General features: G+C 48.8%; 25 protein-coding genes and 2 rRNA genes (1 of these 27 only partly in view). 9 read left to right on the top strand and 18 right to left on the bottom strand.

Going from position 1 to position 22962, the window contains the following annotated elements:
• Both ACKU40_RS15235 and rrf read left to right on the top strand, forming a co-directional pair.
• Nucleotides 1-1372 (top strand): 23S ribosomal RNA (locus tag ACKU40_RS15235); it begins 1564 nt to the left of the window's first position.
• A 101-nt stretch (nt 1373-1473) separates the two neighbouring features.
• Nucleotides 1474-1588: ribosomal RNA gene (gene rrf / locus ACKU40_RS15230) — 5S ribosomal RNA — on the top strand.
• A 399-nt stretch (nt 1589-1987) separates the two neighbouring features.
• On the opposite strand, the gene ACKU40_RS15225 is transcribed toward rrf, so the two are convergent.
• Both ACKU40_RS15225 and ACKU40_RS15220 read right to left on the bottom strand, forming a co-directional pair.
• Nucleotides 1988-2470, bottom strand: coding sequence for a YchJ family protein (locus ACKU40_RS15225; RefSeq protein ID WP_320173648.1), 483 nt, complete (start codon nt 2468-2470; stop codon nt 1988-1990).
• Nucleotides 2471-2512: 42 nt separating this feature from the next.
• Nucleotides 2513-2872, bottom strand: coding sequence for a NifB/NifX family molybdenum-iron cluster-binding protein (locus ACKU40_RS15220; protein WP_320173647.1), 360 nt, complete (start codon nt 2870-2872; stop codon nt 2513-2515).
• A 112-nt stretch (nt 2873-2984) separates the two neighbouring features.
• On the opposite strand from ACKU40_RS15220, the gene arfB reads away from it, so the two are divergent.
• The 5 genes from arfB (at nt 2985) to ACKU40_RS15195 (ending at nt 8856) form a co-directional block, all read left to right on the top strand.
• The gene (gene arfB / locus ACKU40_RS15215; RefSeq protein ID WP_320173646.1) at nt 2985-3401 is read left to right on the top strand and encodes an alternative ribosome rescue aminoacyl-tRNA hydrolase ArfB; all 417 of its coding nucleotides are present in this window, start codon (nt 2985-2987) and stop codon (nt 3399-3401) included.
• 84 nt (nt 3402-3485) lie between these two features.
• A complete protein-coding gene (locus ACKU40_RS15210) occupies nt 3486-4004 on the top strand; it encodes an OmpA family protein (protein WP_320173645.1) in 519 nt (172 codons plus the stop codon).
• 66 nt (nt 4005-4070) lie between these two features.
• Nucleotides 4071-4652, top strand: coding sequence for a TetR family transcriptional regulator (locus ACKU40_RS15205; protein WP_320173644.1), 582 nt, complete (start codon nt 4071-4073; stop codon nt 4650-4652).
• 68 nt (nt 4653-4720) lie between these two features.
• Nucleotides 4721-5827: an efflux RND transporter periplasmic adaptor subunit gene (locus tag ACKU40_RS15200; protein WP_320173643.1), complete on the top strand. Its 1107-nt coding sequence runs from the start codon at nt 4721-4723 to the stop codon at nt 5825-5827.
• Nucleotides 5824-8856, top strand: a complete 3033-nt coding sequence (locus tag ACKU40_RS15195) for an efflux RND transporter permease subunit (protein WP_320173642.1) — start codon at nt 5824-5826, stop codon at nt 8854-8856. The genes ACKU40_RS15200 and ACKU40_RS15195 overlap by 4 nt, the downstream gene beginning before the upstream one ends.
• A 78-nt stretch (nt 8857-8934) precedes the next feature.
• Here the strand turns inward: ACKU40_RS15195 and ACKU40_RS15190 are convergent, their stop codons facing one another.
• The 6 genes from ACKU40_RS15190 to ACKU40_RS15165 form a co-directional block, all read right to left on the bottom strand.
• Nucleotides 8935-9543 (bottom strand): FmdE family protein, encoded by a 609-nt coding sequence (locus tag ACKU40_RS15190; protein WP_320173641.1) that lies wholly within the window; start codon nt 9541-9543, stop codon nt 8935-8937.
• 89 nt (nt 9544-9632) lie between these two features.
• Nucleotides 9633-10451: an ABC transporter ATP-binding protein gene (locus ACKU40_RS15185; protein ID WP_320173640.1), complete on the bottom strand. Its 819-nt coding sequence runs from the start codon at nt 10449-10451 to the stop codon at nt 9633-9635.
• Entirely contained in the window at nt 10448-11515 is a 1068-nt protein-coding gene (locus tag ACKU40_RS15180; RefSeq protein WP_320173639.1) for an iron ABC transporter permease, read from the bottom strand. The genes ACKU40_RS15185 and ACKU40_RS15180 overlap by 4 nt, the downstream gene beginning before the upstream one ends.
• Nucleotides 11516-11518: 3 nt before the next feature.
• Nucleotides 11519-12628 carry an iron ABC transporter substrate-binding protein gene (locus tag ACKU40_RS15175; protein WP_320173638.1) on the bottom strand — a complete coding sequence of 370 codons (1110 nt, stop codon included), beginning with the start codon at nt 12626-12628 and terminating at the stop codon, nt 11519-11521.
• A gap of 164 nt (nt 12629-12792) precedes the next feature.
• Nucleotides 12793-13059 carry a ribbon-helix-helix domain-containing protein gene (locus ACKU40_RS15170; protein ID WP_320173637.1) on the bottom strand — a complete coding sequence of 89 codons (267 nt, stop codon included), beginning with the start codon at nt 13057-13059 and terminating at the stop codon, nt 12793-12795.
• 39 nt (nt 13060-13098) lie between these two features.
• On the bottom strand, nt 13099-13656 hold the full coding sequence (locus ACKU40_RS15165; protein WP_320173636.1) for a DJ-1/PfpI family protein: 558 nt from the start codon (nt 13654-13656) through the stop codon (nt 13099-13101).
• 252 nt (nt 13657-13908) lie between these two features.
• On the opposite strand from ACKU40_RS15165, the gene ACKU40_RS15160 reads away from it, so the two are divergent.
• Nucleotides 13909-14688: a hypothetical protein gene (locus ACKU40_RS15160; RefSeq protein ID WP_320173635.1), complete on the top strand. Its 780-nt coding sequence runs from the start codon at nt 13909-13911 to the stop codon at nt 14686-14688.
• A gap of 90 nt (nt 14689-14778) precedes the next feature.
• On the opposite strand, the gene ACKU40_RS15155 is transcribed toward ACKU40_RS15160, so the two are convergent.
• From ACKU40_RS15155 to ACKU40_RS15110, 10 genes are all read right to left on the bottom strand, one after another.
• Nucleotides 14779-15285 (bottom strand): ferritin, encoded by a 507-nt coding sequence (locus ACKU40_RS15155; protein ID WP_320173634.1) that lies wholly within the window; start codon nt 15283-15285, stop codon nt 14779-14781.
• 32 nt (nt 15286-15317) lie between these two features.
• Nucleotides 15318-16334 (bottom strand): cytochrome d ubiquinol oxidase subunit II, encoded by a 1017-nt coding sequence (gene cydB / locus ACKU40_RS15150; protein ID WP_320173633.1) that lies wholly within the window; start codon nt 16332-16334, stop codon nt 15318-15320.
• Nucleotides 16335-16361: 27 nt separating this feature from the next.
• Nucleotides 16362-17675, bottom strand: a complete 1314-nt coding sequence (locus ACKU40_RS15145; RefSeq protein ID WP_320176392.1) for a cytochrome ubiquinol oxidase subunit I — start codon at nt 17673-17675, stop codon at nt 16362-16364.
• Between the two features lie 27 nt (nt 17676-17702).
• A complete protein-coding gene (locus ACKU40_RS15140; RefSeq protein WP_320173632.1) occupies nt 17703-18401 on the bottom strand; it encodes a DVU0298 family protein in 699 nt (232 codons plus the stop codon).
• Between the two features lie 172 nt (nt 18402-18573).
• A complete protein-coding gene (locus ACKU40_RS15135; RefSeq protein WP_320173631.1) occupies nt 18574-19779 on the bottom strand; it encodes an FprA family A-type flavoprotein in 1206 nt (401 codons plus the stop codon).
• Between the two features lie 120 nt (nt 19780-19899).
• Complete coding sequence (gene rd / locus ACKU40_RS15130) at nt 19900-20058, bottom strand: rubredoxin (RefSeq protein ID WP_320173630.1); 159 nt, start codon at nt 20056-20058, stop codon at nt 19900-19902.
• A gap of 23 nt (nt 20059-20081) precedes the next feature.
• Complete coding sequence (locus ACKU40_RS15125) at nt 20082-20261, bottom strand: rubredoxin (RefSeq protein WP_320173629.1); 180 nt, start codon at nt 20259-20261, stop codon at nt 20082-20084.
• A 14-nt stretch (nt 20262-20275) separates the two neighbouring features.
• The gene (locus ACKU40_RS15120; protein WP_320173628.1) at nt 20276-20659 is read right to left on the bottom strand and encodes a desulfoferrodoxin; all 384 of its coding nucleotides are present in this window, start codon (nt 20657-20659) and stop codon (nt 20276-20278) included.
• A gap of 31 nt (nt 20660-20690) precedes the next feature.
• Complete coding sequence (gene rbr, locus ACKU40_RS15115) at nt 20691-21266, bottom strand: rubrerythrin (RefSeq protein WP_320173627.1); 576 nt, start codon at nt 21264-21266, stop codon at nt 20691-20693.
• A gap of 161 nt (nt 21267-21427) precedes the next feature.
• Nucleotides 21428-21817 carry a transcriptional repressor gene (locus tag ACKU40_RS15110; RefSeq protein WP_320173626.1) on the bottom strand — a complete coding sequence of 130 codons (390 nt, stop codon included), beginning with the start codon at nt 21815-21817 and terminating at the stop codon, nt 21428-21430.
• 192 nt (nt 21818-22009) lie between these two features.
• Between ACKU40_RS15110 and ACKU40_RS15105 the strand changes: the two genes are divergently transcribed.
• Nucleotides 22010-22876, top strand: a complete 867-nt coding sequence (locus ACKU40_RS15105) for a LytTR family DNA-binding domain-containing protein (RefSeq protein ID WP_320173625.1) — start codon at nt 22010-22012, stop codon at nt 22874-22876.
• The last annotated feature ends 86 nt before the right edge of the window (nt 22877-22962 follow it).

Below are 22962 nucleotides of genomic sequence, written 5' to 3'. Positions count from 1 at the left end.
GTAACTTTACGTTTGAAGTGAGTAATTCCAGACTGCCTAGAAAATCTTCTAAGTTTAGCATTTGTTGACCGTACCGCAAACCAACACAGGTAGTCGGGTCGAGTAGACCAAGGCGCTTGAGAGAACTCTGGTTAAGGAACTCGGCAAAATGATCCCGTAAGTTAGCGAGAAGGGATGCTCCAGACGGTGACTTGATTCACTTAACGAGCTGTTTGGAGCCGCAGAGAATCGGGGGGGGCGACTGTTTACTAAAAACATAGGTCTCTGCTAAGTCGTAAGACGATGTATAGGGACTGACGCCTGCCCGGTGCTGGAAGGTTAAAAGGAGGTGTTAGGCTTCGGCCGAAGCTCCGAATTGAAGCCCCAGTAAACGGCGGCCGTAACTATAACGGTCCTAAGGTAGCGAAATTCCTTGTCGGGTAAGTTCCGACCTGCACGAATGGCGTAACGATCTCCCCACTGTCTCAACCAGAGACTCAGTGAAATTGAATTACCAGTGAAAATGCTGGTTACCCGCGGTAAGACGGAAAGACCCTGTGCACCTTTACTATAGCTTGACATTGGGTTTAGGGCTATCATGTGTAGGATAGGTGGGAGGCTTTGAAGCCGGCACGCCAGTGTCGGTGGAGCCATCCTTGAAATACCACCCTTGATAGTCTTGAATTCTAATCCAATGCCGTTATCCGGCTTGGAGACAGTGTCTGGTGGGTAGTTTGACTGGGGCGGTCGCCTCCCAAAAAGTAACGGAGGCTTGCAAAGGTTCCCTCAGGCTGATTGGAAACCAGCCGTCGAGTGCAAAGGCATAAGGGAGCTTGACTGTAAGACAGACATGTCGAGCAGGAACGAAAGTTGGTCTTAGTGATCCGGTGGTTCCGCATGGAAGGGCCATCGCTCATAGGATAAAAGGTACGCCGGGGATAACAGGCTGATCGCATCCAAGAGTTCACATCGACGATGCGGTTTGGCACCTCGATGTCGGCTCATCACATCCTGGGGCTGAAGCAGGTCCCAAGGGTTCGGCTGTTCGCCGATTAAAGTGGTACGCGAGCTGGGTTTAAAACGTCGTGAGACAGTTTGGTCCCTATCTACCGTGGGCGTAGGATAATTGAAGAGGGTCTGTCCCTAGTACGAGAGGACCGGGGTGGACGAACCTATGGTGTTCCTGTTGTCACGCCAGTGGCATTGCAGGGTAGCTAAGTTCGGAAGGGATAACCGCTGAAAGCATCTAAGCGGGAAGCCTGCCTCAAGATTAGTTATCCCTATGCTTTAGCATCTAAAGATTCCAGGTAGACCACCTGGTTGATAGGCTGGAGGTGTAAGTGCAGTGATGCATTCAGCTGACCAGTACTAATAAATCGTGCGACTTATTTTTCTTCTCTTCCCTTAACTTTAACCTTAGTTGGTTGAAGCTAAAGGAACTCTAATTCTTCTCTATTAAACCATATATTTTTGCTCAAAAAGCAAGCTAAATTTGCTTGCGGCCATTGAGGAGAGGTCACACCCGACCCCATTCCGAACTCGGAAGTTAAGCTCTCCTTCGCCGATGATACTGCTAGGTAGCTAGTGGGAAAGTAGGTCGCCGCAAGCTTTTTTATTTCAAAGCCCCCTTGTTAATTCAAGGGGGCTTTACTTGTTGGCGCAGGGGTATTTTCGAGTGTTGAGGGACTTGAGGGGGCGGGGCTCTTGAGGAGTGAGGGAATCAATGAGGCGCTATCTTCCAAGAGAAAATACGTTGTGCGCTATTTTTAGCTGATTCACAGTAGAGCGTCGGTTTTCATAATAAAAGAACGTACAGACAGTATTCTGCCATTCTCAGAGGGGTATAAAATCAAATGTGCATGTCCAGTATGTGGTTGTCTGTGTTTAGCGTTCAACAACGCATTTCATATGTTTTGAAAAATAGACTCAATATCCTAAATACAAATAGAAAAACCCCCGTTCCAAGGAACGGGGGTTTTATCATTTTCAGACTTGTGGAAGGTTGCGGTTAACCGCAGCACTTCTTGTATTTCTTACCGCTGCCGCAAGGACAGGGTTCGTTGCGTCCTACTTTCTTGTCTTTCTTAATCGGCATGGGGGGCACGATATCACCATCAAGGTAAAGCCAGTTGCCGTCTCTTTTTTCAAAGCGGCTGGCCTCGTGATGGGTGTGGATTGCACCTGACTGCCTGAATTTGGCGATGAACTCGACTTCGCCGGTTTCATCGTCAGCGAGGCCCTTGGAGGTAGAAACAATTTCAAGGCCGAGCCATGTGGATGTTTCCGCCCAAGTTTTAACCTGCTGTTCATCGTAATCGTGCTTACTTTCCGGGGCGAGGGTATCGCCGAGGTAGTCGACATTCTTAACAACGAATGCACTGTAGCGGGAACGCATCAGTGCTTCAGCAGTGGGTGCAGGCTCTTTTCCTGTGATGTAGGGTTCGCAGCAGCTTTCGTAAGCGTTACCGGAACCGCAGGGACATTCATTCATGTTCTATCTCCAATTATTTATTTGCGACCTATGGACTATATCCTAATGGTTGCCGCAGGAACCGTGGTCGTCGCAGACAGTTGCGGAGTCGGTCAGGGTTCCTGCCGCCCACTGAGCAACTGCTTCTTTGAGTTCACCACCACATCCGCGGATAACCTGAATGCCGCTGTTCTGCAAGAGGTTGACCGCGCCCTGTCCCATGTTGCCTGCCAGCAAGACGGTTACGCCTTTTTCGGCGAGTGTGGGCACGATGTTGGATTTGCATCCGCAACCGGGAGGAGGGGTGAGTTTTTCTTCTTCGATGATATTTTTGGACTCATCCAGAGTATAGATGGTGAAAGCTTCACAATGTCCGAAGTGACCGTCGACCATTCCATCTCTGGAGGGAAGTGCGATTTTCATAATAAATTCTCCTTGAAAAAAAGTAAGAACGATGCAAGACCCGAAGCACCGTACTTAATAGACTGCGTACGCCACATACGCATACAAAAGACAGAATATCCAGCCGATAGCTATGATAAGTATCACTCACACATTGTCCATACCTGAAAATGAAATTAGTTTCCTTACCAGCCGTAGTTCCGGTCCCGGCGGCCAGCATGTAAATAAGACTTCTTCCAAGGTTACGCTGGTCTTCAATGTACAGGACTCTCCCAGCCTGAGCGATTACCAGAAGAATGTGCTCATGACCCGTCTGTCAGGACGTATTAACACTAAAGGGGAACTACAGTTATCCTGTGAGGAACACTGCAGCCAGTTCCGCAATAAGGAGGAAGTTGTTTTGCGTTTTGCCAAGTTGGTTGCTGATGCCTTAAAACCAGTTCGTGAAAGGCGTGAAACCAAAGTTCCGTTCTCGGCAAAACGCAAGCGGCTTGATAACAAGAAAAAAAGATCTGAAGTAAAACAGGGACGCTCAAAGCCCAGTTATTAAGTGCAGCCAGATTAGAAATCCTTGCTCCAAAGCACCGGAGAGGGTATTTTATTGCTATCCTTTAAATCTCGCCCGGAGGCCACCATGAAGAAACTTGTTTTCCTGATTATAATTATTTTTACCTGTGTACCATTTTCATATGCCGGACAAGATGGCTTTGCAGCTAATTCTGATGATATTTTGCGTATGATTACCGATCCGGGTGGGCGTGCTTTTCTGAAGATTGAATTTAAAGTCAACTCAGCCAAGATCAGTGAGAAAGCTTATCCGGTAGTTGATTCCCTCGGTACAGCACTGACTTCCGGCCCGGGAGATTCTATGCAGGTCAGGTTGGTCGGCCATACTGATTCTGCCGGGAAGAGTGAGTATAACCGCTCTCTTAGTCTTAAGCGTGCTGAAGCAGTTAAAAACTATCTTGCAGTCCATTTCAATATTGATCCTGCCCGTATCGAAGTGCAGGGCATGGGCGAGGACCAGCCTATAGTATCCAATGAAAGCGCTCAGGGCCGAGCCCAGAACCGCAGGGTAGAAGTAATCAATATCAGCAAAAAATATGATGCTCCTAAAGCTATAGAAGAGCTAGATACAAAGAATCTCTGGTAGAGAATAATTTTCTGTATATTTAATCATTCGATTGACAATTATTAATCGAATGATTAATTGAGCCTCATGACAAAACGCGAAAAAATATTCCAAGCCGGGGCCAAACTCTTTGCCGAACGCTCTTACAACTCAGTAGGAATCAGGGATATCGCCCGTGAAGCTGACGTTAACAGCGCCATGATCTCTTACTATTTCGGTGGTAAGACAGGATTGCTGCGTGAGATATTTTCTTCATTCAGTGACCGTATGGTTTCCGTCATTAAAAGATCCATGTCTGAAGCTAAGGATCACGATGAGTTGGTTGAACTCAACGTGGCAGCCTTCCTCGATGATGCACGGAACAATAGGGATGTATATCTGGTCGGGTTGCGTGAGCTTAATCATGACAGCGAAGAATTGCAGGACCTCAGGGTCAGCCTTTACAACACCGGTTGGGAGCATTTCACTCAATTTTTGGCCAAAACCGGTGCTAGAACAGATCATCGAGAGGAAGTTAAGGACATCTGCTTTACTGCGGTGTTGGGAACAGTTTTCTCGGACTATTTACTCGGTGGCGGTCATTATATTGATGATGATCAAAAGGTTGAAGAGTATCGCAAAACAGTCACTATTCTTTTGAAGGCAGGTAGCCCTGCTCTTTGGGAATAATTTTTTTAACCAACAATTAATCAACTGATTGATTAGAAATTAAAATAGAACGCAGTGGGGGGAAAACCATGCGCAATAAAGTGTTTTTTTTGATTATGGCAATGATGCTTTTATCGGGATGTAAGGAAGAAGTTAAAGTGGAACAGCCTGTTCGTCCGGTAAGGGTTGTTAAGATTACTGATGGCAGCGCGCCTGAGCTGCGGAAATTTCCCGGCAAGGTTAAAGCTACCCGTGAAGCTACCTTGGCTTTTCGTGTTTCCGGACAGATTGAGCAGTTCAGTGTTAAGGAAGGGGATTACGTGAAAAAGGGGCAGGTCATTGCCACTCTGGACCAGCGTGATTTCGAGGCTGCTGTTGCCGATCTTGAAGCTAAGCTTATCGGTGCACGCTCGGTCATGAAAGAAGCAAAATTGAACTATGACCGAAATGCCAAGCTGCTGGAATCCGACACTGTAGCTCAATCATCCTATGATTCCGCCCAGAGTACTTTTGAGAGCAGCCGGGCCACGGTTAATTCTCTGATTCAGGAATTGCGCCGGGCCAAGCTTAACCTTCAATATACCCGCCTTGAAGCTCCGTTTAGCGGGACTATTGCTGTAAAATCCGTGGAAAACCATGAGTTTGTTCAGGCCAAGGAGTCCATTGTTCAGTTGGAAGATACTTCGGCACTTGATGTGGTAGTAGATGTTCCTGAAAACATATGGGTTCGTGGATTCATCAGCAAGGACAGTCATGACTTCAAGGGAATTGCAAAATTTGAGACCTATCCTGAGCGTGATTTCAAGCTTGAGATCAAAGAATTTCAAACCAAAGCCAATGCTGAGACTCAGACATATGAAGTAACTCTTAAAATGGAGAATCCTGAAGGTCTTTCCATTCATCCGGGTATGACTGCCGAAGTTGTGGCCAGTATGCCGGAAAAGAAAGATGAGAGTTCTGTTTCCGTACCTATTTCAGCTGTGGTCGGATATCCTGATCAGGATAAATACGTCTGGGTTTATGAAAAAGGTGCAGTGAAAAAGCGTACTGTTGAGGTCGGCCGGATCGTTAACGACAGCTTTGAGATCCATGAAGGTGTCAACCCCGGTGAACAGGTGGTTGTGTCCGGGGCGCATTACCTGCGTGACGGACAGGAAGTGAAAATCCTCAAGGGTAGAATCGGGGGCCGCGGATGAGTTTTGCACGGCTGACCATTGAAAAGAAAACCGTTTCAGTGGTTCTGACAATTGTGTTTTTCCTCGGCGGGATAAAGGCTTTTCTTGATATGCCCCGTCTTGAGGACCCTGAGTTTACCATTAAGGAAGCGTTGGTTGTTACCAACTATCCCGGTGCAACCCCTGCGGAAGTTGCGGACGAAGTTACGGACGTCATTGAAGGGGCGGCCCAGCAACTCAAGCAACTCGATAAGGTAACCGCCATATCCAACCGGGGGCAATCCATAGTCACCGTGGAAGTTCAGGACAAATATGACAAGGACACCCTGCCCCAAGTCTGGGACGAACTCCGCCGTAAGGTAAGTGATGCCCAGTCCTCCCTCCCCCCCGGGGCAGGGCCTTCTCTTGTAATCGATGATTTCAGCGATGTTTACGGTATTCTTCTCTCGGTAACCGGGGACGGCTATTCACAGCAGGATCTGCAGGATTATGTGACCTTTCTGCGCAAGCAATTGCTGCTTGTGGAAAACGTAGCCAAGATTACCGTCTGGGGTGAACAGCAGGAGACTGTCTTTGTGGAAATCTCACGGGCAAGAATGGCTCAGTTGGGCGTATCTCTCGATTCTGTCTACAAGACCCTCTCCAACCGCAACCTCGTCGTTGAGTCCGGTAATGTCAAAGTCGGGCGGGAATATATTGAGATAGCTCCTTCCGGCGGTGTGGAGTCAGTTGAGGATCTTGGAGACCTATTCATTCGTGACGGTTCCGGTAAACTTGTTCCTCTGCGCGATGTGGCAGAAATCCATCGAGGCTACCAAAGCCCGCCTACTGAGATAATGGGTTTTAACGGCCATAATGCTATAGCCATCGGCATCTCCATGAATCCTTCGGCTAACGTGGTTGAGCTTGGGGAGTCCATTAATGCCAAGTTACAGCAGCTGCAGACCCAGACCCCGGTAGGAATCAATGTGGAAGAGGTCTATTTCCAGCCCAGCAGGGTCGATAACGCGGTTAATTCATTTGTTATCAACCTTGCCGAGGCAGTAGCAATCGTCATCATTGTGCTGCTGCTTTTCATGGGTATGCAGTCCGGTCTGCTCATCGGGGCCATCCTGCTGATCACCATTTGCGGATCATTCATCTTTATCCAGATGGCCGGTGTTGCACTGGAGCGCATTTCACTCGGTGCATTGATTATCGCCCTTGGTATGCTGGTGGATAACGCCATTGTGGTCATCGAAGGGGTGCTGATCCGTTACCAAAAAGGTATGGATCGCATTCAGGCTGCAGTGGATGTTGTGGAACAGAGCAAATGGCCGCTTCTGGGCGGTACAATCATTGCCATCATGGCTTTTGCCGGGATCGGCTTGAGTCCGGACAGTGTTGGTGAATTCTGCCGTTCCCTGTTCATTGTTCTCTTCATTTCATTAATGATGAGCTGGATTACTGCCGTGACCGTGACCCCGCTACTTTGTGAGATGTTTTTACGTCCCAAGATCAGCGAAGATAGTGATCCCTACGGTGGATTCATCTTTCGTGCTTACCGCCGTATTCTTGAATTCTGCCTGCGTCGCAGGGTGCTGACCATGGTAACTCTGGTGGTTATGCTGGCCGGATCGATTTACGGTTTCGGGTTCGTTAAGCAGAGCTTCTTTCCGGATTCAACCCAGCCCCGTTTCTATATCCATTACTGGTTGCCGCAGGGAACTGACATTCGGGCTACGGCTGAAGATGTACAGGAACTGTCCGAGGTGATCCTTAAAGATGAACAGGTCAAGAATGTATCAACATTTACCGGACAGGGCGCGCCCCGTTTTATCCTGACCTATTCACCGGAGAAAACAGCGGAGTCTTATGGGCTGTTGTTGGTTGAAGTTAAGGATTATGAAACTACCGGCGAAGTCATGGATCGCTATAAAAAATACCTTTACGAAAATTATCCGCAGGCCGAAGCCAAGGTTAAAAAATTCAAGCTCGGTCCCGGGCGCGCAGCTTCAATTGAAGTCCGCTTCAGCGGTCCTGACACCAAGGTCTTACGTGAGCTTTCCCATGAAGCGCAGGATATTATGTTAGCTACCGGACGTGCCGAGTCTGTTCGTGATGACTGGCGTCAGGATGTAAAAGTATTGAGTCCGGTGATTATGGAGGCTCAGGCAAAGAGAGCGGGTATCAGCCGTCCTGATCTTGCCAAGGCTATGCAGATGTTCTTCACCGGAACCAATATCGGTGTTTACCGTGAGGGAGATAAGCTTCTGCCCATCGTGGCCCGTCCTCCGGATAAGGAAAGGCTGGACGTAAACCAGATCGGTGACGTGCAGATTTTCAGCCCGGTTGCCGGACGCATGATTCCGGTGGAAGAGGTGGTTTCCGGTTTTGAAACTAAAATCGAGCCGGGCAAGCTGCATACCCGTAACCGTATGCTGACCATCACCGCTTCCTGTGAGCCTATTCAAGGTCTTCCTTCCGTGCTTTTTAATGAGCTGCGTCCGCAGATTGAAAGTATGAAAATACCTGCTGGCTACACAATGGAGTGGGGAGGTGAATTTGAAGATGCTTCTGACGCACAGGGCAGCCTTGCCGCAAGTTTGGGCGGACCGTTCCTGATCATGATCCTTGCAACTGTGATGCTCTTTAACAACCTGCGAATCCCGACCATTATCTGGTTGACCGTACCCTTGTCGATCATCGGGGTTACTTGCGGTCTGCTCCTTACCGGGGAACCTTTCGGGTTCATGGCCCTGCTGGGCTTCCTTTCGCTCTCCGGTATGTTGATCAAGAATGCCATTGTTCTGCTGGATCAGATTAACCTTGAACTTGCTGAAGGTAAGGAACCGTATCGTGCGGTAGTGGATTCGGCTCTCAGCCGTATCCGTCCGGTAGCCATGGCTGCCGGGACCACGATTCTCGGTATGCTGCCGCTGGTGACAGATGCCTTCTTCTCGGCAATGGCTGTTACCATCATGGCCGGACTGGCTTTTGCCACCGTTTTGACCCTGCTTGTAGTTCCGGTGCTTTATACCATGTTCTACAAGGTTAAGAATCCTGCATAACGGTCGGTCTTAACACTGCAAATAAAAACGGGCCTCTGTCATTCTGACGGAGGCCCGTTTTTTGTTGAAAATATTTGTCTATCTTTTCTGCTCAACCTTATCAAAACAGGTCAGGCACAGCGTGCGTCCTGCGAAGCGCCGGGAACGTGATTCCATGTGCATCTCTCCGCAATCTTCACAGACAAGAGATTGCAATATGGATGCAGGACGGGGCATTTTAATTTGCGGTTCCTGTTTGATGAACATGTCCGTAAGGGCAGCTGCATAGTATTGTTTTTCGCACTCAGCACGGACCTGCGAGCATTTTTCTTTCTCTTCGGGAGTTGGGGTGCCTCCATATACAACGTCCATCAGACGGCCCATTTCAGCGCGTAATTCACCGATGAAGTCGGGGTTGAGCATGGCCCGAAAGCCTTTGCCGTCTTCCCGGCGGTAGAAGGTGAAGGCCATTTTGCCGTGATCTTTGAGGATCAGGTTGCCTTTACCTACGGAACATCCGGTAAGAAACTGGATTGCATCCACTCCGCACATGTCGGTTTCACAAATGGCTACGATGGGTGAGTCGTCATGATGTCCCAGTTCGCGCAGGCAGAGTTCTGCCGCACGGATGCCGATGGCAAGGCCGGGACACTGGTGGCCGTGAAATTCGATGGTTTGTTTAATTCGGTCTTCTGAAAAGTATGTCATGATAATGCCTCCGGGGGCTCTCCGAGGGCTTAAACCCTTTTGCAAAAGGGTTTAAGAATCCCAAAACCTTTTGTTAGTTTTCATTTATATTACTGTCTTATTTCATGAGTATGTCTATGAGAATGCTCATGTTCATAATCGAGTGCTTCGAGGTCTTCCACAGGATGGATTACCGGGCAGCCATTGCGCATTTCAATTTCAACTTCCACCCCGTAAACCTGCTCTATAATTTCCGGGCTGACCGAGTTCTTGCCTCCGCAGCCACAGACTGTACCGTTTTTAAGGAAAATGAATTTGTCCGCATAGCGCAGGGCGGTATTCAGGTCATGCATAGTCATGATCGCCGAGACCTTGTGACCTTTGACCACTGCCCGTACCGTGCGCAGGATTTCCAGCTGGTTCTTGAGATCTAGAGAGCTGGTCGGTTCGTCCAGCAGGAGCACATCCGGTTCCTGTACAAGTGCACGGGCAATGCTGACCTTCTGCAATTCGCCGCCGCTGAGCAGGTCGATGTAACGCAGTGAAAGATGGTCGAGTGAAAGTCGCTTCAAGGCAGCATCTACAATACAAATGTCATGGTCCCGGACACGCCACTTGATGTGCGGTTTGCGGCCCATGAGCACGGCATCAAATACGGTCAGGCGGGCAGGTTCCACTCGTTGCGGTACGTAACCGATCAAGCGGGCGATGTCGTCTGAAGCGAGCTTGAATACATCCTTTTCTTTAACCAGAACCGAGCCCTTACCCGGCCTGTGGATGGCGTTCATGCACTTGAGCAGGGTGGTCTTGCCCGCGCCGTTAGGACCGAGGATAGCCAGCAGTTCGCCTTGATCCACGGTGAAGTCGACTTCTTTTAATATCGGGGTTCCGCTGTAGCTGAAATTTATGTTGTTGACCTTGATGTTCATTTGCTCCCCCTGATGATCAGCCAGATGAAAACCGGGGCGCCCAGAAATGCAGTCAGCACTGAAACGGGCAGTACATTGGGAGCCAGCATGAGCCTTGCAGCAGTATCTGCTGCGAGCAGCAGGACCGCGCCCACAATGCAGGATGCCGGAAGCAGGAAACGGTAATCATCACCTATCAAGCGCCGGACCATGTGCGGACAGACCAGCCCCACAAAGCCGATTATACCCAGAAATGAAACAATGACCGCCGTGACCAGTGAGGCCAGCAGCATCCCAGTTAAACGGACCCGTTCAACTTTTACGCCCAGTCCTTTGGCTGTTTCGTCTCCGGCTTCAATGGCATTGAAGTTCCAGCGGTTGGCCGTGAACCAGATATAGGCAACGACGGTTACTGCGCTGATTATTCCCAGTTCGGTCCATGTGGCTCTTGCGACGTCGCCGAAAGTCCAGAAAACCATGGCTGCCAGCTGCACGTCATCTGCAAAGTACTGCAGGAACATGGTTCCGGCAGTGAACAGTGCGCCGAGAGCTACCCCGGTCAGGACCATTACTTCTGGAGTGGCCCTGCGGGTGCGTGAAATTGTTATGATGGCAAAGGTGGCAATGAGGCTGAACCCGAAAGCGACCATGGTGGTTAGGTAGGGAGAGTTAATGGTCACCGCCCCCACATTGGAACTGGTCATGGTTCCGAGGTCCAGCAGCATGACTGATATCGCAGCCCCGAAAGCGGCAGCATGGGAGATGCCGAGGGTGAACGGCGAACCAAGCGGGTTGCGCAGAATGGCCTGCATGACCGCCCCGGCCACAGAGAGTCCTGCTCCTGCAGTCAAGGCAGTCAGGGCCTGCGGAAGTCTGATGTTCCAGATGATCAGGTCAAACCGTTTGGAGACTGTCTCGCCAAGCAGGGTCAGTAGAGTTTCAGGTGCCGAGATGGATACCGGTCCCATGCCGATGGAGGTGACCAGCATGGCTCCGGCCAGCAGTAATCCGGCAGCTATGAAGAATGACTTCTGCCTTATATGCCGCGAATAATCAGCGGGTATCTGTCCGTCATCAAAATGCATAAGCTATTTCAGCTCCAGTTTTTCAAAACCTTTTACGCTGAATGCTTTAGTCATGGTCTCAAGAACCGGAGCGCCGACCATGAAGCTATAAATTTTATTGGCTTCGGCAGAGGGATTAATGTCCTCAAACCTTTCAGGGTAGAGAACTTTGCCTACGTAGTATGCATCGGCAATGATTGAGCCGTAGTTCATAGAATACCAGTTGTAGGGAAGTACTGTATAAACTTTACCGGAAGCAATCGCATCAAGTGACTGGTATGCCGGGTCGGTCTTTATTTCATAAATTGCCCCTGCATTTTCTCCCAGCTGGGAGGTGGAAATGTCCACAAAGAGAATTTCCGGGTTCCAGGCTACAATCTGTTCCTTGGAAACATTGGCGTGCTGCAAAGGTTTACCCTGTCCTTTTGGCGGGCAGGCTACGTTCAGAGCATTTACAAAGAGGAAAGGCGGATAGGCAGGTTCGGTGGACTGAAAACCGTGCGGGCCTTTCTTGGCAATACCGCCAACGTAGCAGGTCTTGCGTTTTTCTTTGGGGATGTCTGCTGTTCTTTTGGTCAGGTCGGTAATATGGGCTTCCATGAAGTCACATACTGCCTTGGCTCGTTCCTGTTTGCCGATGACTTTACCCATGAGTTGCAGAGAGTTGTAGATCACATCCCTTTTGCCGGCTAAGCTGGCATAGGAAAGGCAGACTACCGGGATTCCGGTCTTGGCCTGAAGTTCGTCCGGATCGTAGCCCATGTCTTTGTATGTTTTGAAAATTACCTGCGGCTGAGGTTCAAGGCCGAGAATCAGTTCAGGATTGTCGTGGCCCCGGAATTCACCGATGAGGGGCATTTTCTTGAATTGCGGATTGGCGATGGCGTAGGGGCGGGCGTCGAATCTTGTTTGGCGTTGCTCAATGGAGTCCACACCGACAATCATATTCTGCCCTTGCAGATAAGTCAGGTAGCGCAGGCATCCCGGACCGGAACAGATCACACGTTCCACTTTGTCCGGTATTTCTACCGTGCGTCCGGACATATCTGTAATGGTTCTGGTTCCTCCGAAGGCAGGTAGGGAGATACATAGGGTAATGAGCAGGGACAGGACAGCAGAAAAGAATTTATTCATGTGCACCTCAGAATTATGATTTTGGCGGCAGTTCTCAGGATGTTATTAAAAATCAATATGCATTTGATGTATACGCATTACAAAAACGTGTCAACGAAGGCTAAATAAAAAGCCCGCCTGAAATCATTCGGGCGGGCTTTCATTTAGTTACATCTTTCTTTGTATCAGGCAGATTTGTTCACAAGGTAGGTGGTGCATACAACACGCAGCAAAGAGGCGAAGTTGGATATCTCGCCATTAAGGCTATATGCCTCATTGTGGAGGGTCGAGATAAATTTGCCAGTACTGGTTTGTTCTTCTTCTGCCAGCTCATCAAGGATATTCCAGAATCTTCGTTCAATGCGTATGCTGGTCACAGCACCGTTTATCCTGATGGAGCGGGTAATCTGTTCATATTCCGCCGGCGGGGTGGAAGCATATATTTCACACATTTGGGATTCCCTCGCGTGCTTTTCCCGCCTTTGGCCTGATTAACCGATGCGGTCAACCAGCAGGCGCAGCCATTTAGGATGGGCAGGCCATGCGGGAGCGGTTACGAGATTGCCATCGCAAATGGCATCATCAAGTTCGATTTCAACGTATTCCCCTCCGGCAAGTTTTACTTCAGGGGCGCAGGCCGGATAGGCGGATACTTTTTTCCCTTCAAGAACGCCGGCAGCTACAAGAAGCTGGGGGCCGTGGCAGATTGCCGCAACGGGACGGTCGGAAAATTCACGGACCATATCGAGTACTTTTTCATTCAAACGCAGATACTCGGGAGCCCTGCCGCCGGGAACTACAAGGGCAGCATAGTCGCCGGTATTAACAGTGTCAAAGTCGGCATTAAGGGTAAAGTTGTGACCGGGACGTTCAAGGTAGGTCTGCTGGGATTCAAAATCATGAACTGCAGTCGCAACCTGTTCTCCTGCTTTTTTGTCCGGGCAAACGGCGTCCACTTCAAAGCCCATTGCCTGCAGAGCCTGAAAGGGAACCATCACTTCGTAATCTTCTACAAAATCACCCACGATCATCAGAATTTTTTTAGCCATTGTCTGTCTCCTTTTTTGATAGCTTGATTGAAGGCAGATTAGCAAAAAACAGAGAAGCAATGGTAATAGCTCAGTACTACAGAATTCTAAATGATCAAGATGCTGTTTCAGATCTCATAATGCGATAATGGCTTGATTAATCGGTATTTATGCTCTGAGTATTGGAATGATAATTGCTTTATGGTTCTTAATGTTTTCTGTCAGGCAATTATTACCTCTCCCGTTAAGTGCGGATAGCTCAGGAGTAATGAGATGAGTATTTCAGTAATTGACGGCTCTGAAAATTCGCAGGTGAGTGCGAATTATGCTCCCGATGAATCAAGAATTATAGAGCAGAGTCAGCAGGCTGATTTTATTGATTCGTTAATGATATCGAAGGATAAGGATGGCGATGGAATCCTTGACCTCGATGAATCAGGGCTGCGTAAAAAAGAGTTTTCCAAGTATGACGTTGATGGCAACGGCAGGATATCTGTTGCGGAAGTTCAGGCAAAGCTTGAACAGTTGCAGCAGCAGAAAGGAGATATCGGCAAGCTTGATGTGGAGATGCAGCAGGCGGAAAATTCTGCCGCAAAGATGCCGAATGCAGGCCCACAGAAAATGGTTACCCTTGAAGACAGCGGACTGGATGAAAGAACATTCAACATGCTTGATTCAGACGGGGACGGCAAAGTTTCGCAGGCTGAAATCGACTCCTTGAGAGATGCCGAGGAGCGGGTTCAGGAGGGAAGTTTATTTTCTGAAGCTCTGTCGGAGTTCCAGAAGAACTTTTTTCAGAAGGAAAAGGATGACGAGGAAAAGGATTTAAATGGCGACGGTGTTGTTTCTGAGGAAGAAGAGGAGAAGGCAAAGCAGCAGGCTGCGCAGGTTACAGGAGTTAATGCTGAAGAGAGTAAAGAGCCTGCCACTAATACCGAACCACAGGGAAAACGATTCTCGGCAAGGCAAATGGCCGGAGTTCGGGCCTACCAGAATCAGGCTTCTGAGTTTTTCGCCGCCGCCTCAAACTCTTCGGTTAGTTTCCAGTACTAAATCCTGATTTCAAATAAGGTTCATTTTCAAAAACAAAGTCCCCTGAAGCAGTGCTTCAGGGGACTTATTTCGTCTGTATTGCAGTCGGAACTATTCAGCTGGTGCGTTGAATACGCGGGTGGAAAGTTCCTTATCAAGGATGAACATGCCGTTGCCTTCGCCGTTGAGGAGGCGGAGCTTGTTCAGTACTGCGTTCACGTTGTCTTCTTCTTCCACTTGCTCGGTTACGAACCACTGCAGGAAGATGTTGGTTGCGTGATCTCTTTCATCAATTGCGAGGTTCACGAGATTGTTGATCAGGGAAGTAACATGCTTCTCGTGCTCAAGAACAGCCTCAATGCAGGCCAGCGGGGATTCCCACTCGGTCTTGGGTGCTTCGATTGCAGTGAGGAGCACTCTGCCGCCTCGTTCGTTGATGTAATCATAGAACTTCATGGCGTGGAACTGCTCTTCCTTAGCCTGTACGCGCATCCAGTTGGCAAAGCCGTCCAGTCCGATGTCGCTGAAGTAAGCGGACATGGAGAGGTAAAGGTAAGCAGAGTACATTTCAGCGTTGAGCTGTTCGTTAAGAGCTTTTTCAAGAACCTTGTTAGACATTATTGATGTTCTCCGTAATTGGAATCAGTTTGTTAATAGCCCAGATCTTCATCAGTGATCTTGGTTGCAAACATCTTATGCATCCAGAACTGGTAACCGATGACGATGGGGACCATGATCAGTGCAACCGTCAACATGATCTTCAGGGTCAGCTGGCTTGATGCAGCATTGTGGATGGTGATGGAGTATGCCGGATTGATGCTGGAGGGCAGCAGTGCCGGGAACAGTCCGATCACGCCGAACATGGTAGTGGAAACAATCAGAACAGCAGAGCTGATCCATGCATTCCACCATTTGCGTGCTGCAATGAGAGTGCGAACCTTGACGATTGCAAGGACCGGAACCAAAAGGATCAGTAACAGGGCCGGGTAGGCAAGGAAGTTACTGAGCAGCTTGGTATATACCCCGGTGAGGGCCAAAAAGGCAATATAAACCGCAGCTAGAACCGGCCAGATGGTGGCGGCGAGGTTTGCGGCGCGTTGGTTGAGTTCGCCGTCCTCGGTACGTGCTGCCAGCCAGAGCAGGCCGTGCTGGGCAAAAAGGAGAACGAAGAGAATACCGCCGCCGAGTCCGTAAGGATTGAGCAGGGTAAACAGGTTGCCCTGAAAGACGCCTTCGCCGTCAATGGGGATACCCATGAAGATATTGGCGAATGCAACACCGAGCAGCAGGGCGGGCAGGAAGCTGCCGAGGACCATGCATGCATCCCAGAACTTGCGGCCGCGGTCACTTTCCATGAGTCCGCGGAATTCAAAAGCAACACCACGGATAATCAGGGCGATGAGCAGCAGCATGAGTGCGGTATAAAGTCCGCTGAACATGACAGCGTAGGCCTTGGGAAAAGCAGCGAAAGTCACACCGCCGGCGGTGATCAGCCATACTTCGTTACCGTCCCAGAAGGGGCCCATAGAATTATAGATAATTTTACGGTCTTTTTCGGTCTTGGCCACAAAGGGCATCATCGCACCGAGGCCGAGGTCATACCCGTCGAGCATGAAGTATACGGCCCAGAGCACTCCCCAGAGTAAGAACCAGATTGATTCAAGCATTGTAATCTCCTTATCTTACAGGCTCTATTAGGCCTTTTCAGGTTGAGGACCCTTGCGGGCGAATTTCGCCAGCAGGAAGATTTCAGCCGCACCCAGCAGGGTGTAAAGGGTGGTCAGGGCGATGAGGGAGAAAGCAACCTGACTGGTCGCAATGGGCGAAACCGCGTCGGTTGTTTTCATCATGCCGTATACGATCCAAGGCTGGCGTCCTACTTCGGCAACTGCCCATCCGGCCCACATGGCAACGTAAGGCAGGGGGATAGCGAAGAGCATGATTCGCAGGTAGAGCTTGTTTTCAGTAAGTTTTTTGCGGTTCATCCAGCCCCAGATACAAAGGATCGGGAAGAGTGTGCCCAGACCTACCATGAGCCTGAAGGAGAGGAATGTCACTGTTACCGGGGGACGGTCTTCTTTAGGCCATTCCTTGAGACCCTTGACCGGAGCGTCAAAGCTGTTGAAGGCAAGGAAGCTCAATCCACCGGGGATTCCGAGAAATTCTACGGCGTTGGTTTCATTTTTTTCATCAGGCATAGCCAGCAGGTACATGGGGGCACCGTCAGGTGCGGTATCCCAGAGAGCTTCCATGGCAGCCAGTTTTGCAGGCTGTTTCACTGCTACGTCCTGAGCGTGGTTGTGGCCTTGCGCGGCAACCAGCACAGAAAAGAGAAAGGCGGTGATCATGCCCATTTTGAAGGACTTGGTGAAGAATTCAACTTCGTTCTTCTTGAGCAGGTGGTAAGCACTGATTCCCATGATGAAGAATCCTGCTACAACGAAAGCTCCGAAACCGTTATGGAAGAACTGTCCCCATGCAAAGGGGTTGCTGATTACTTCACTGAAGCTTTCGAGTTCAGCACGGCCGTTACGCATCACGTAGCCGACAGGGTTCTGCATCCAGCCGTTAGCAAGGATGATCCAGACAGCTGAAATATTGGAAGCGATAGCTACAATCCAGATGGAGGCAGCGTGCATTTTGGGAGAAAGTTTTTTCCATCCGAAAATCCATGCGGCCAGAAAAGTTGATTCAAGAAAGAAAGCCACAGTGGCTTCCACTGCCAGCAATGATCCGAAGATGTCACCAACATATTCTGAGTAGCGGGACCAGTTGGTGCCGAACTGGAATTCAAGTGTGATTCCGGTCACGACACCAAGAACAAAGTTAATGACGAACAGCTTTCCCCAGAATTTGGTCATGCGCAGGTAAATATCTTTTTTGGTGCGCACGTACATGGTTTCCATGATGGCAACCAGTATGGAAAGTCCCAGTGTGAGCGGTACGAAAATGAAGTGGAACATTGTTGCCATGGCAAATTGCAGCCTTGACAGCATCAGAACATCCATCATCCCTCTCCTTGTTCAAGTTGTTAATTAAATTCCGGAAATTTTATCCAGAGCTTCCTGAGCCAGCCTTCCCACTGTTACAGACTGCAATGAAGAGTCCTTATAAATATCTATAACAGTATCATTATCCACCAAAGCTTCAAGCTTTTTGACGGATTCCGTTGATTTCAACCCCCCAAGAGCCCAGCAGGCAGTCCCCTTAATAACCGGGTCGGGATAGGAAAGAAAACGGATAAGGTCGCCTGTTGCTTGAGCCGCGATTTTTTGACGAGTCTGTGCCATACGGGCAACTCCCCAAACCGCCCCGCGGAGCAGGGTCGGAAATTCAAGGTAGTTTTCCGGACCTTCTTCGTCCTCGTGGCTGTAGCTTAAAAGGATTTTACCGTATTCAGCGGCCATCAGATCGTTTACGGCAGTGATTTCGCCCATGGCTTCAGGAACTCCCCATGCACATCCACCGGACTCCTCATTGAGCATCCACATGATTCTGCGCATGACAATGCGGGCCTTGGGTGCGTCTTCCTCCACCATACGGGAGATGACCTTGCCGAAGCAGGTAATTCCGTGCCAGCGGACTATAACCGTGGTCGCACACAGTGAAGCGAAAAGCGGGGAAACAAGATTCTGCATGGAGTATTTATCCATTAATTCTTCAAACTTGCTTTCCCAGTTTTCGTTAGCCAGTGCGGCCATGACTTCTGTTTTTATCTTACGTCCGGTAGCCATATGCGATCCTCCTAAAAGGTAACGCTAAAAAAAACTATTATCGATAGTGGTGTAACAGCTTCCTATTTTTATATTTTCAAGTTTTAAATAACATAAAAATAAAGGCTTTGTGAATTAGTTTTTGAAAAAACGAAAATCCGGGCGGAGTTGACTCCGCCCGGGAATATTCATGCTATTTAGCAGTCTTTTCTTTAATTGCTGCAGCAATGGTAACACCGAGCTGGAAGCACTCTTTGAGAGTGTCATGGTCAGGACGGTTTTTAGCTTTGATCTGAGGCTCGATGATTTCGCAGCCCATTTTTTCAAGCCATTCGTTGAGAATATTGACACACTCTCCGGACCAGCCGAAGGAACCTACTGCAGCACCGATCTTGTCCTGGGGACGCAGGCCTTTGATGTAAGTCAGTGCGTCAGCCATACCGGGGAGGATGCCGTTGTTGTGGGTCGGGGAACCGAGGACAATCGCTGCGGAGTCGAAAACTTCGCTCATGATGTCGCTGTGGTGGTTGGCCTTTACAGACATAACTTTAACAGAAATGCCTTCGGAAACGAGGCCGGAAGCAACAGCGTTGATCATGCGCTCGGTGGAGCTCCACATGGTGTCGTAGAACAGGGTTGCTTTCTGCTTGGGTTCCTGTTTTGCGAATTCCATATATTTATCAAGAGCCAGAGCGCAGTCATCACCACGGAACATGAGGCCGTGGTCAGGGCAGATCATGTCTACATCAAGGTTGAGGCCCGCAAAAGTCTCGAGGGTTTTGATAACCTTAGAGGAATAAGGGGTGATGATGTTTGCGTAGTACTGCTGCATATAGTCTACGACCATCACTTTGCTCATTTCATCTACCCAGCGCTCGCTGGCGGCAATGTTCTGTCCGAAAGCGTCACTGGTGAAGAGCAGCTTGTCTTCGGGAATAAAAGTGAACATGTTGTCGGGCCAGTGCAGCATGCGGGTTTCATAGAAACGCAGGGTGCGTTTACCTATGGAAACTTCTTCACCGGGTTTGACTACATGTACGGGCCAGTCTTTGCTATCAAAAAATGTAGCGATATTTTTTCCGCCCATGACGGAAACAAAGATTTTTTCGGGCTTGCAAAGCTCTACCATCTTCTCGAGGCAGCCAGCGTGGTCGGGCTCAAGGTGGTTGACGACAATGTAGTCGATTTCTTCAGGTTTGGTCAGGTGGGAGAGTGAACAAAGGAACTGGTTCTCAGATCCTTTGGAAACAGTATCCACCAGAACTTTTTTTTCGTCTTCAATGTAGAAAGCGTTGTATGTGGTTCCGTTGGCGGAGCGTGCATATCCGTGAAAGTTGCGGCAATTCCAGTCCACAACTCCGATCCAATGTACGCCTTCTTTGATTTCAATAGGTCTCACTTGAATATTCCTACTATAATTTTATGGTTTTATTTATGCGCAGAAAGCCGGGAATATCCCGGCTTTCTGTTTTTTCTTTATATACGCATCCGTATTCAGCAGGATGCCGTGCTCGGCAGCTTAATCTTCAGGCTCGAAATCATCCTTGCTTGCGCCGCAAACCGGACATTCCCAATCTTCGGGGATATCTTCGAATTTGGTACCGGGAGCGATACCGCCATCCGGATCACCTTCAGCAGGATCATAAACCCAACCACAAATAGTACATACGTATTTCATTTCCTATCTCCGTGATAATTTTATTAGCCCAGGGGCTTGAAAGATTTTTTGCTTGCGCCGCAAACCGGGCATTTCCAGTCTTCAGGCAGATCTGCAAAGGCAGTTCCTTTGTCGATTTTACCTTTGCGGTCCCCTTTGTCCGGGTTGTAGATATAACCGCAATTGCTAACCTGACATTGATACATATCTTTGGGTTCAGCCATAGTGGTATCCTGTCTTATGCTTTCCAGAGACCGTGCAGGTTACAGTATGCACGGGCAACAACAGGTTCGGTGCTTTCCTTGCAGCAGCAGAATTTTGCTTCAGGAGCTTCGCCGGGCTTGAGTTGTTTGATCATCCGGGAATTGCCACAGGAAAGCTCAATCCATTCGATCCAGTGCTTTTCTTCCATGGGGTGGGCAACTTCGCCGACTTTCACTTTGTAGCCGCCTTCGATCTTTTCAATAACCGGAACGTGCTTTTCTTTAGCAGCATCAACGGTGTTTTCAGTCATAAGAACCATATCTGATCCACAGCAGGCAAGGTTACCGGGGCCGGCATGAAGAACCATAGTGATATTACCGCAAGCTTCGCATTTATAAACTTCGTACAATTCAGCCATTTTTAATACTCCACAGGGTTAGGGTTATCGACTACCAGTTCTCACAGACTACCTGAAAATGTGCCTGAGGATGGTCACATGCAGGGCATTTGTGCGGTGCGGAATCACCTTCGTGGGTGTATCCACAGTTCTGGCACTGCCAGATGATAGCGTTGTCCTTTTTAAACACCTTGCCATCTTCAATGTTTTTGGTCAGAGCAAGGTATCTTTTTTCATGAAATTCTTCAGCTACTGCGATCGCACGGAAAATAGCGGCAATTGTGTTGAAACCTTCTTCTTCAGCAATCTTGGCAAATTCGGGATACATTTCTTCCCATTCATGTCTTTCGCCGCCTGCTGCTTCTTTGAGGTTTTCAACTGTGGAGCCGATTACTCCTGCGGGGAAGGATGCAGTTACTTCTACTTCGCCGCCTTCAAGAAGTTTGAAGAGCCTTTTGGCGTGTTCTTTTTCCTGATTGGCAGTTTCTTCGAAGACTTTGGAAATCTGAACATAACCTTCTTTTTTCGCCTTTGAAGCGAAGTAGGTGTAACGGTTACGGGCCTGAGATTCTCCTGCAAACGCGGTCAGGATATTCTTTTCTGTTTTCGAACCTTTTAATTGGGACATGAGCTTCTCCTTATCACGCTGCCTTTGGCAGCAGATGGTATCGTCGAAATAGCTGTTGTAATATTTAGCAGTTAATAGCGCCGCTGTCAGGTTTTTAGACAAAAAAATAGCATCTCCATCCATAAGTATGGATATTAAATGAAGATGTTATTTAAAAAAGATTAATGTACTTTGGTCTGGCATTCCGGGCAAAAGCCGAAATACTCAATTGAGCACCCTTTTATATCATACCCTCGGGCTTCAACAGCGTTGATTGCAGGGGCTGCTACGTTGTTCATAATGTCATCTACCTTGCCGCATTGTAAACATCTGATATGCGGATGCGGTTCGGCATTTCCATCAAATCTGTTTTTTCCGCTTGTCTCAATCTTGAGGATGACACCGTTGTCCGCCATAAGTTCCAAGTTGCGGTATACGGTTCCCAAGCTGATATTGGGGAGCCTTTTACGTACTCTTTCATACAGTTCATCCGCGGTGGGATGACAGGTCAGTCCTTTGAGTTCCTCAAGTATGAGTTCTCTCTGTTTTGATCGTCTTTGTCCTATTTTCATGTGCACCTCTTGCACACAAAATAGTAATAGTTCTTGTTTGTGTCAACCCTTTTTGAATTATAGATTGAGGGTGTATCACACTTATAAGGTATGATAAAGACGGGTTTAGTTGAAAAGAATAGATGCTTGCAGTCTGTCCAAATTCAAGCTATCCCTTGAATAATTGGATTAATTGTAATCACGGGAGTTCCTTTGCCCAGCCTTAAAACCCTCATTCTTCACCCGGACTCAGAGGTCCGTTCAGCTATACGCAAAGCTCTCCGCGGAGTTAAGCTGGTACGTGTATTGGGTGAAACTGTTAATGCTGATGAAGCCTTGGAGCTTCATAAAGCCGTGGGGTACGGGATTATATTTTTGGGTTTTGATTATGAAGAGGGTATAAGCGGTGCTGAATTAGCTCAGGCATTGGGAGCCAGTAAACATAAACCAGGACTGATCTTTCTCGCCGGAGATGAGACCAATGCTTATGAGGCTTTTGAGCTTGGGGCAGTTGATTATCTTATCTGGCCTCCTGATGAAGAGCGCATGCAGAAAACTCTGGAACGTATTGCCCGTTTTAAGAGTCATTTCCGGGAAATCCCCGAGCCTTCAGATTGGAAGGAGTCCGGGACCGGCGTGGAGACCGGGGAAGAGACTTTGCAGCTTTCACTTGGCGAGGATGAGCAGGACAAATTTCTTTCCGCACTCAAGAATGCATGGGATTTTTCTCAGACCCGCCAGCCGGAGATAGAAAAGCTCCCGGTCAATCTGGACGGGCGCATGATGCTTATTCCTTATACTCAGATCATCTTTGTGGAAGCTTACGAAGATTATTCCTACGTGCACACAGCCAATCAAAAATTTCTTACTTCCCACAGGTTAAAAACTCTCGAGGAGCGCCTCGGCCCGCACCGTTTTTTCAGGGTGCATCGCAAGTATTTGGTAAATCTGGAAATGGTTACAGAAATAGCCTCTCTGCCGGGTAGTAACTTTATGCTCCGCACTGCAGGTCGTACAAGGATCGAGCTGCCCATCAGTCGCAGGCGGATCAGCAAACTCAAGCAGATTCTGGGGATGTGATCATGCCGCTTACCGATACACTCATGCCGTTTGCCGAATATGGACTGCATTGTCCTGACCGGGTATGTACAAATATAATCGGACAT

The organism is Maridesulfovibrio sp., from assembly GCF_963666665.1.
Taxonomy (GTDB): domain Bacteria; phylum Desulfobacterota; class Desulfovibrionia; order Desulfovibrionales; family Desulfovibrionaceae; genus Maridesulfovibrio.
Note: the sequence above shows the minus strand (reverse complement) of the source record. Positions and strands in the feature narration are given on the sequence as shown.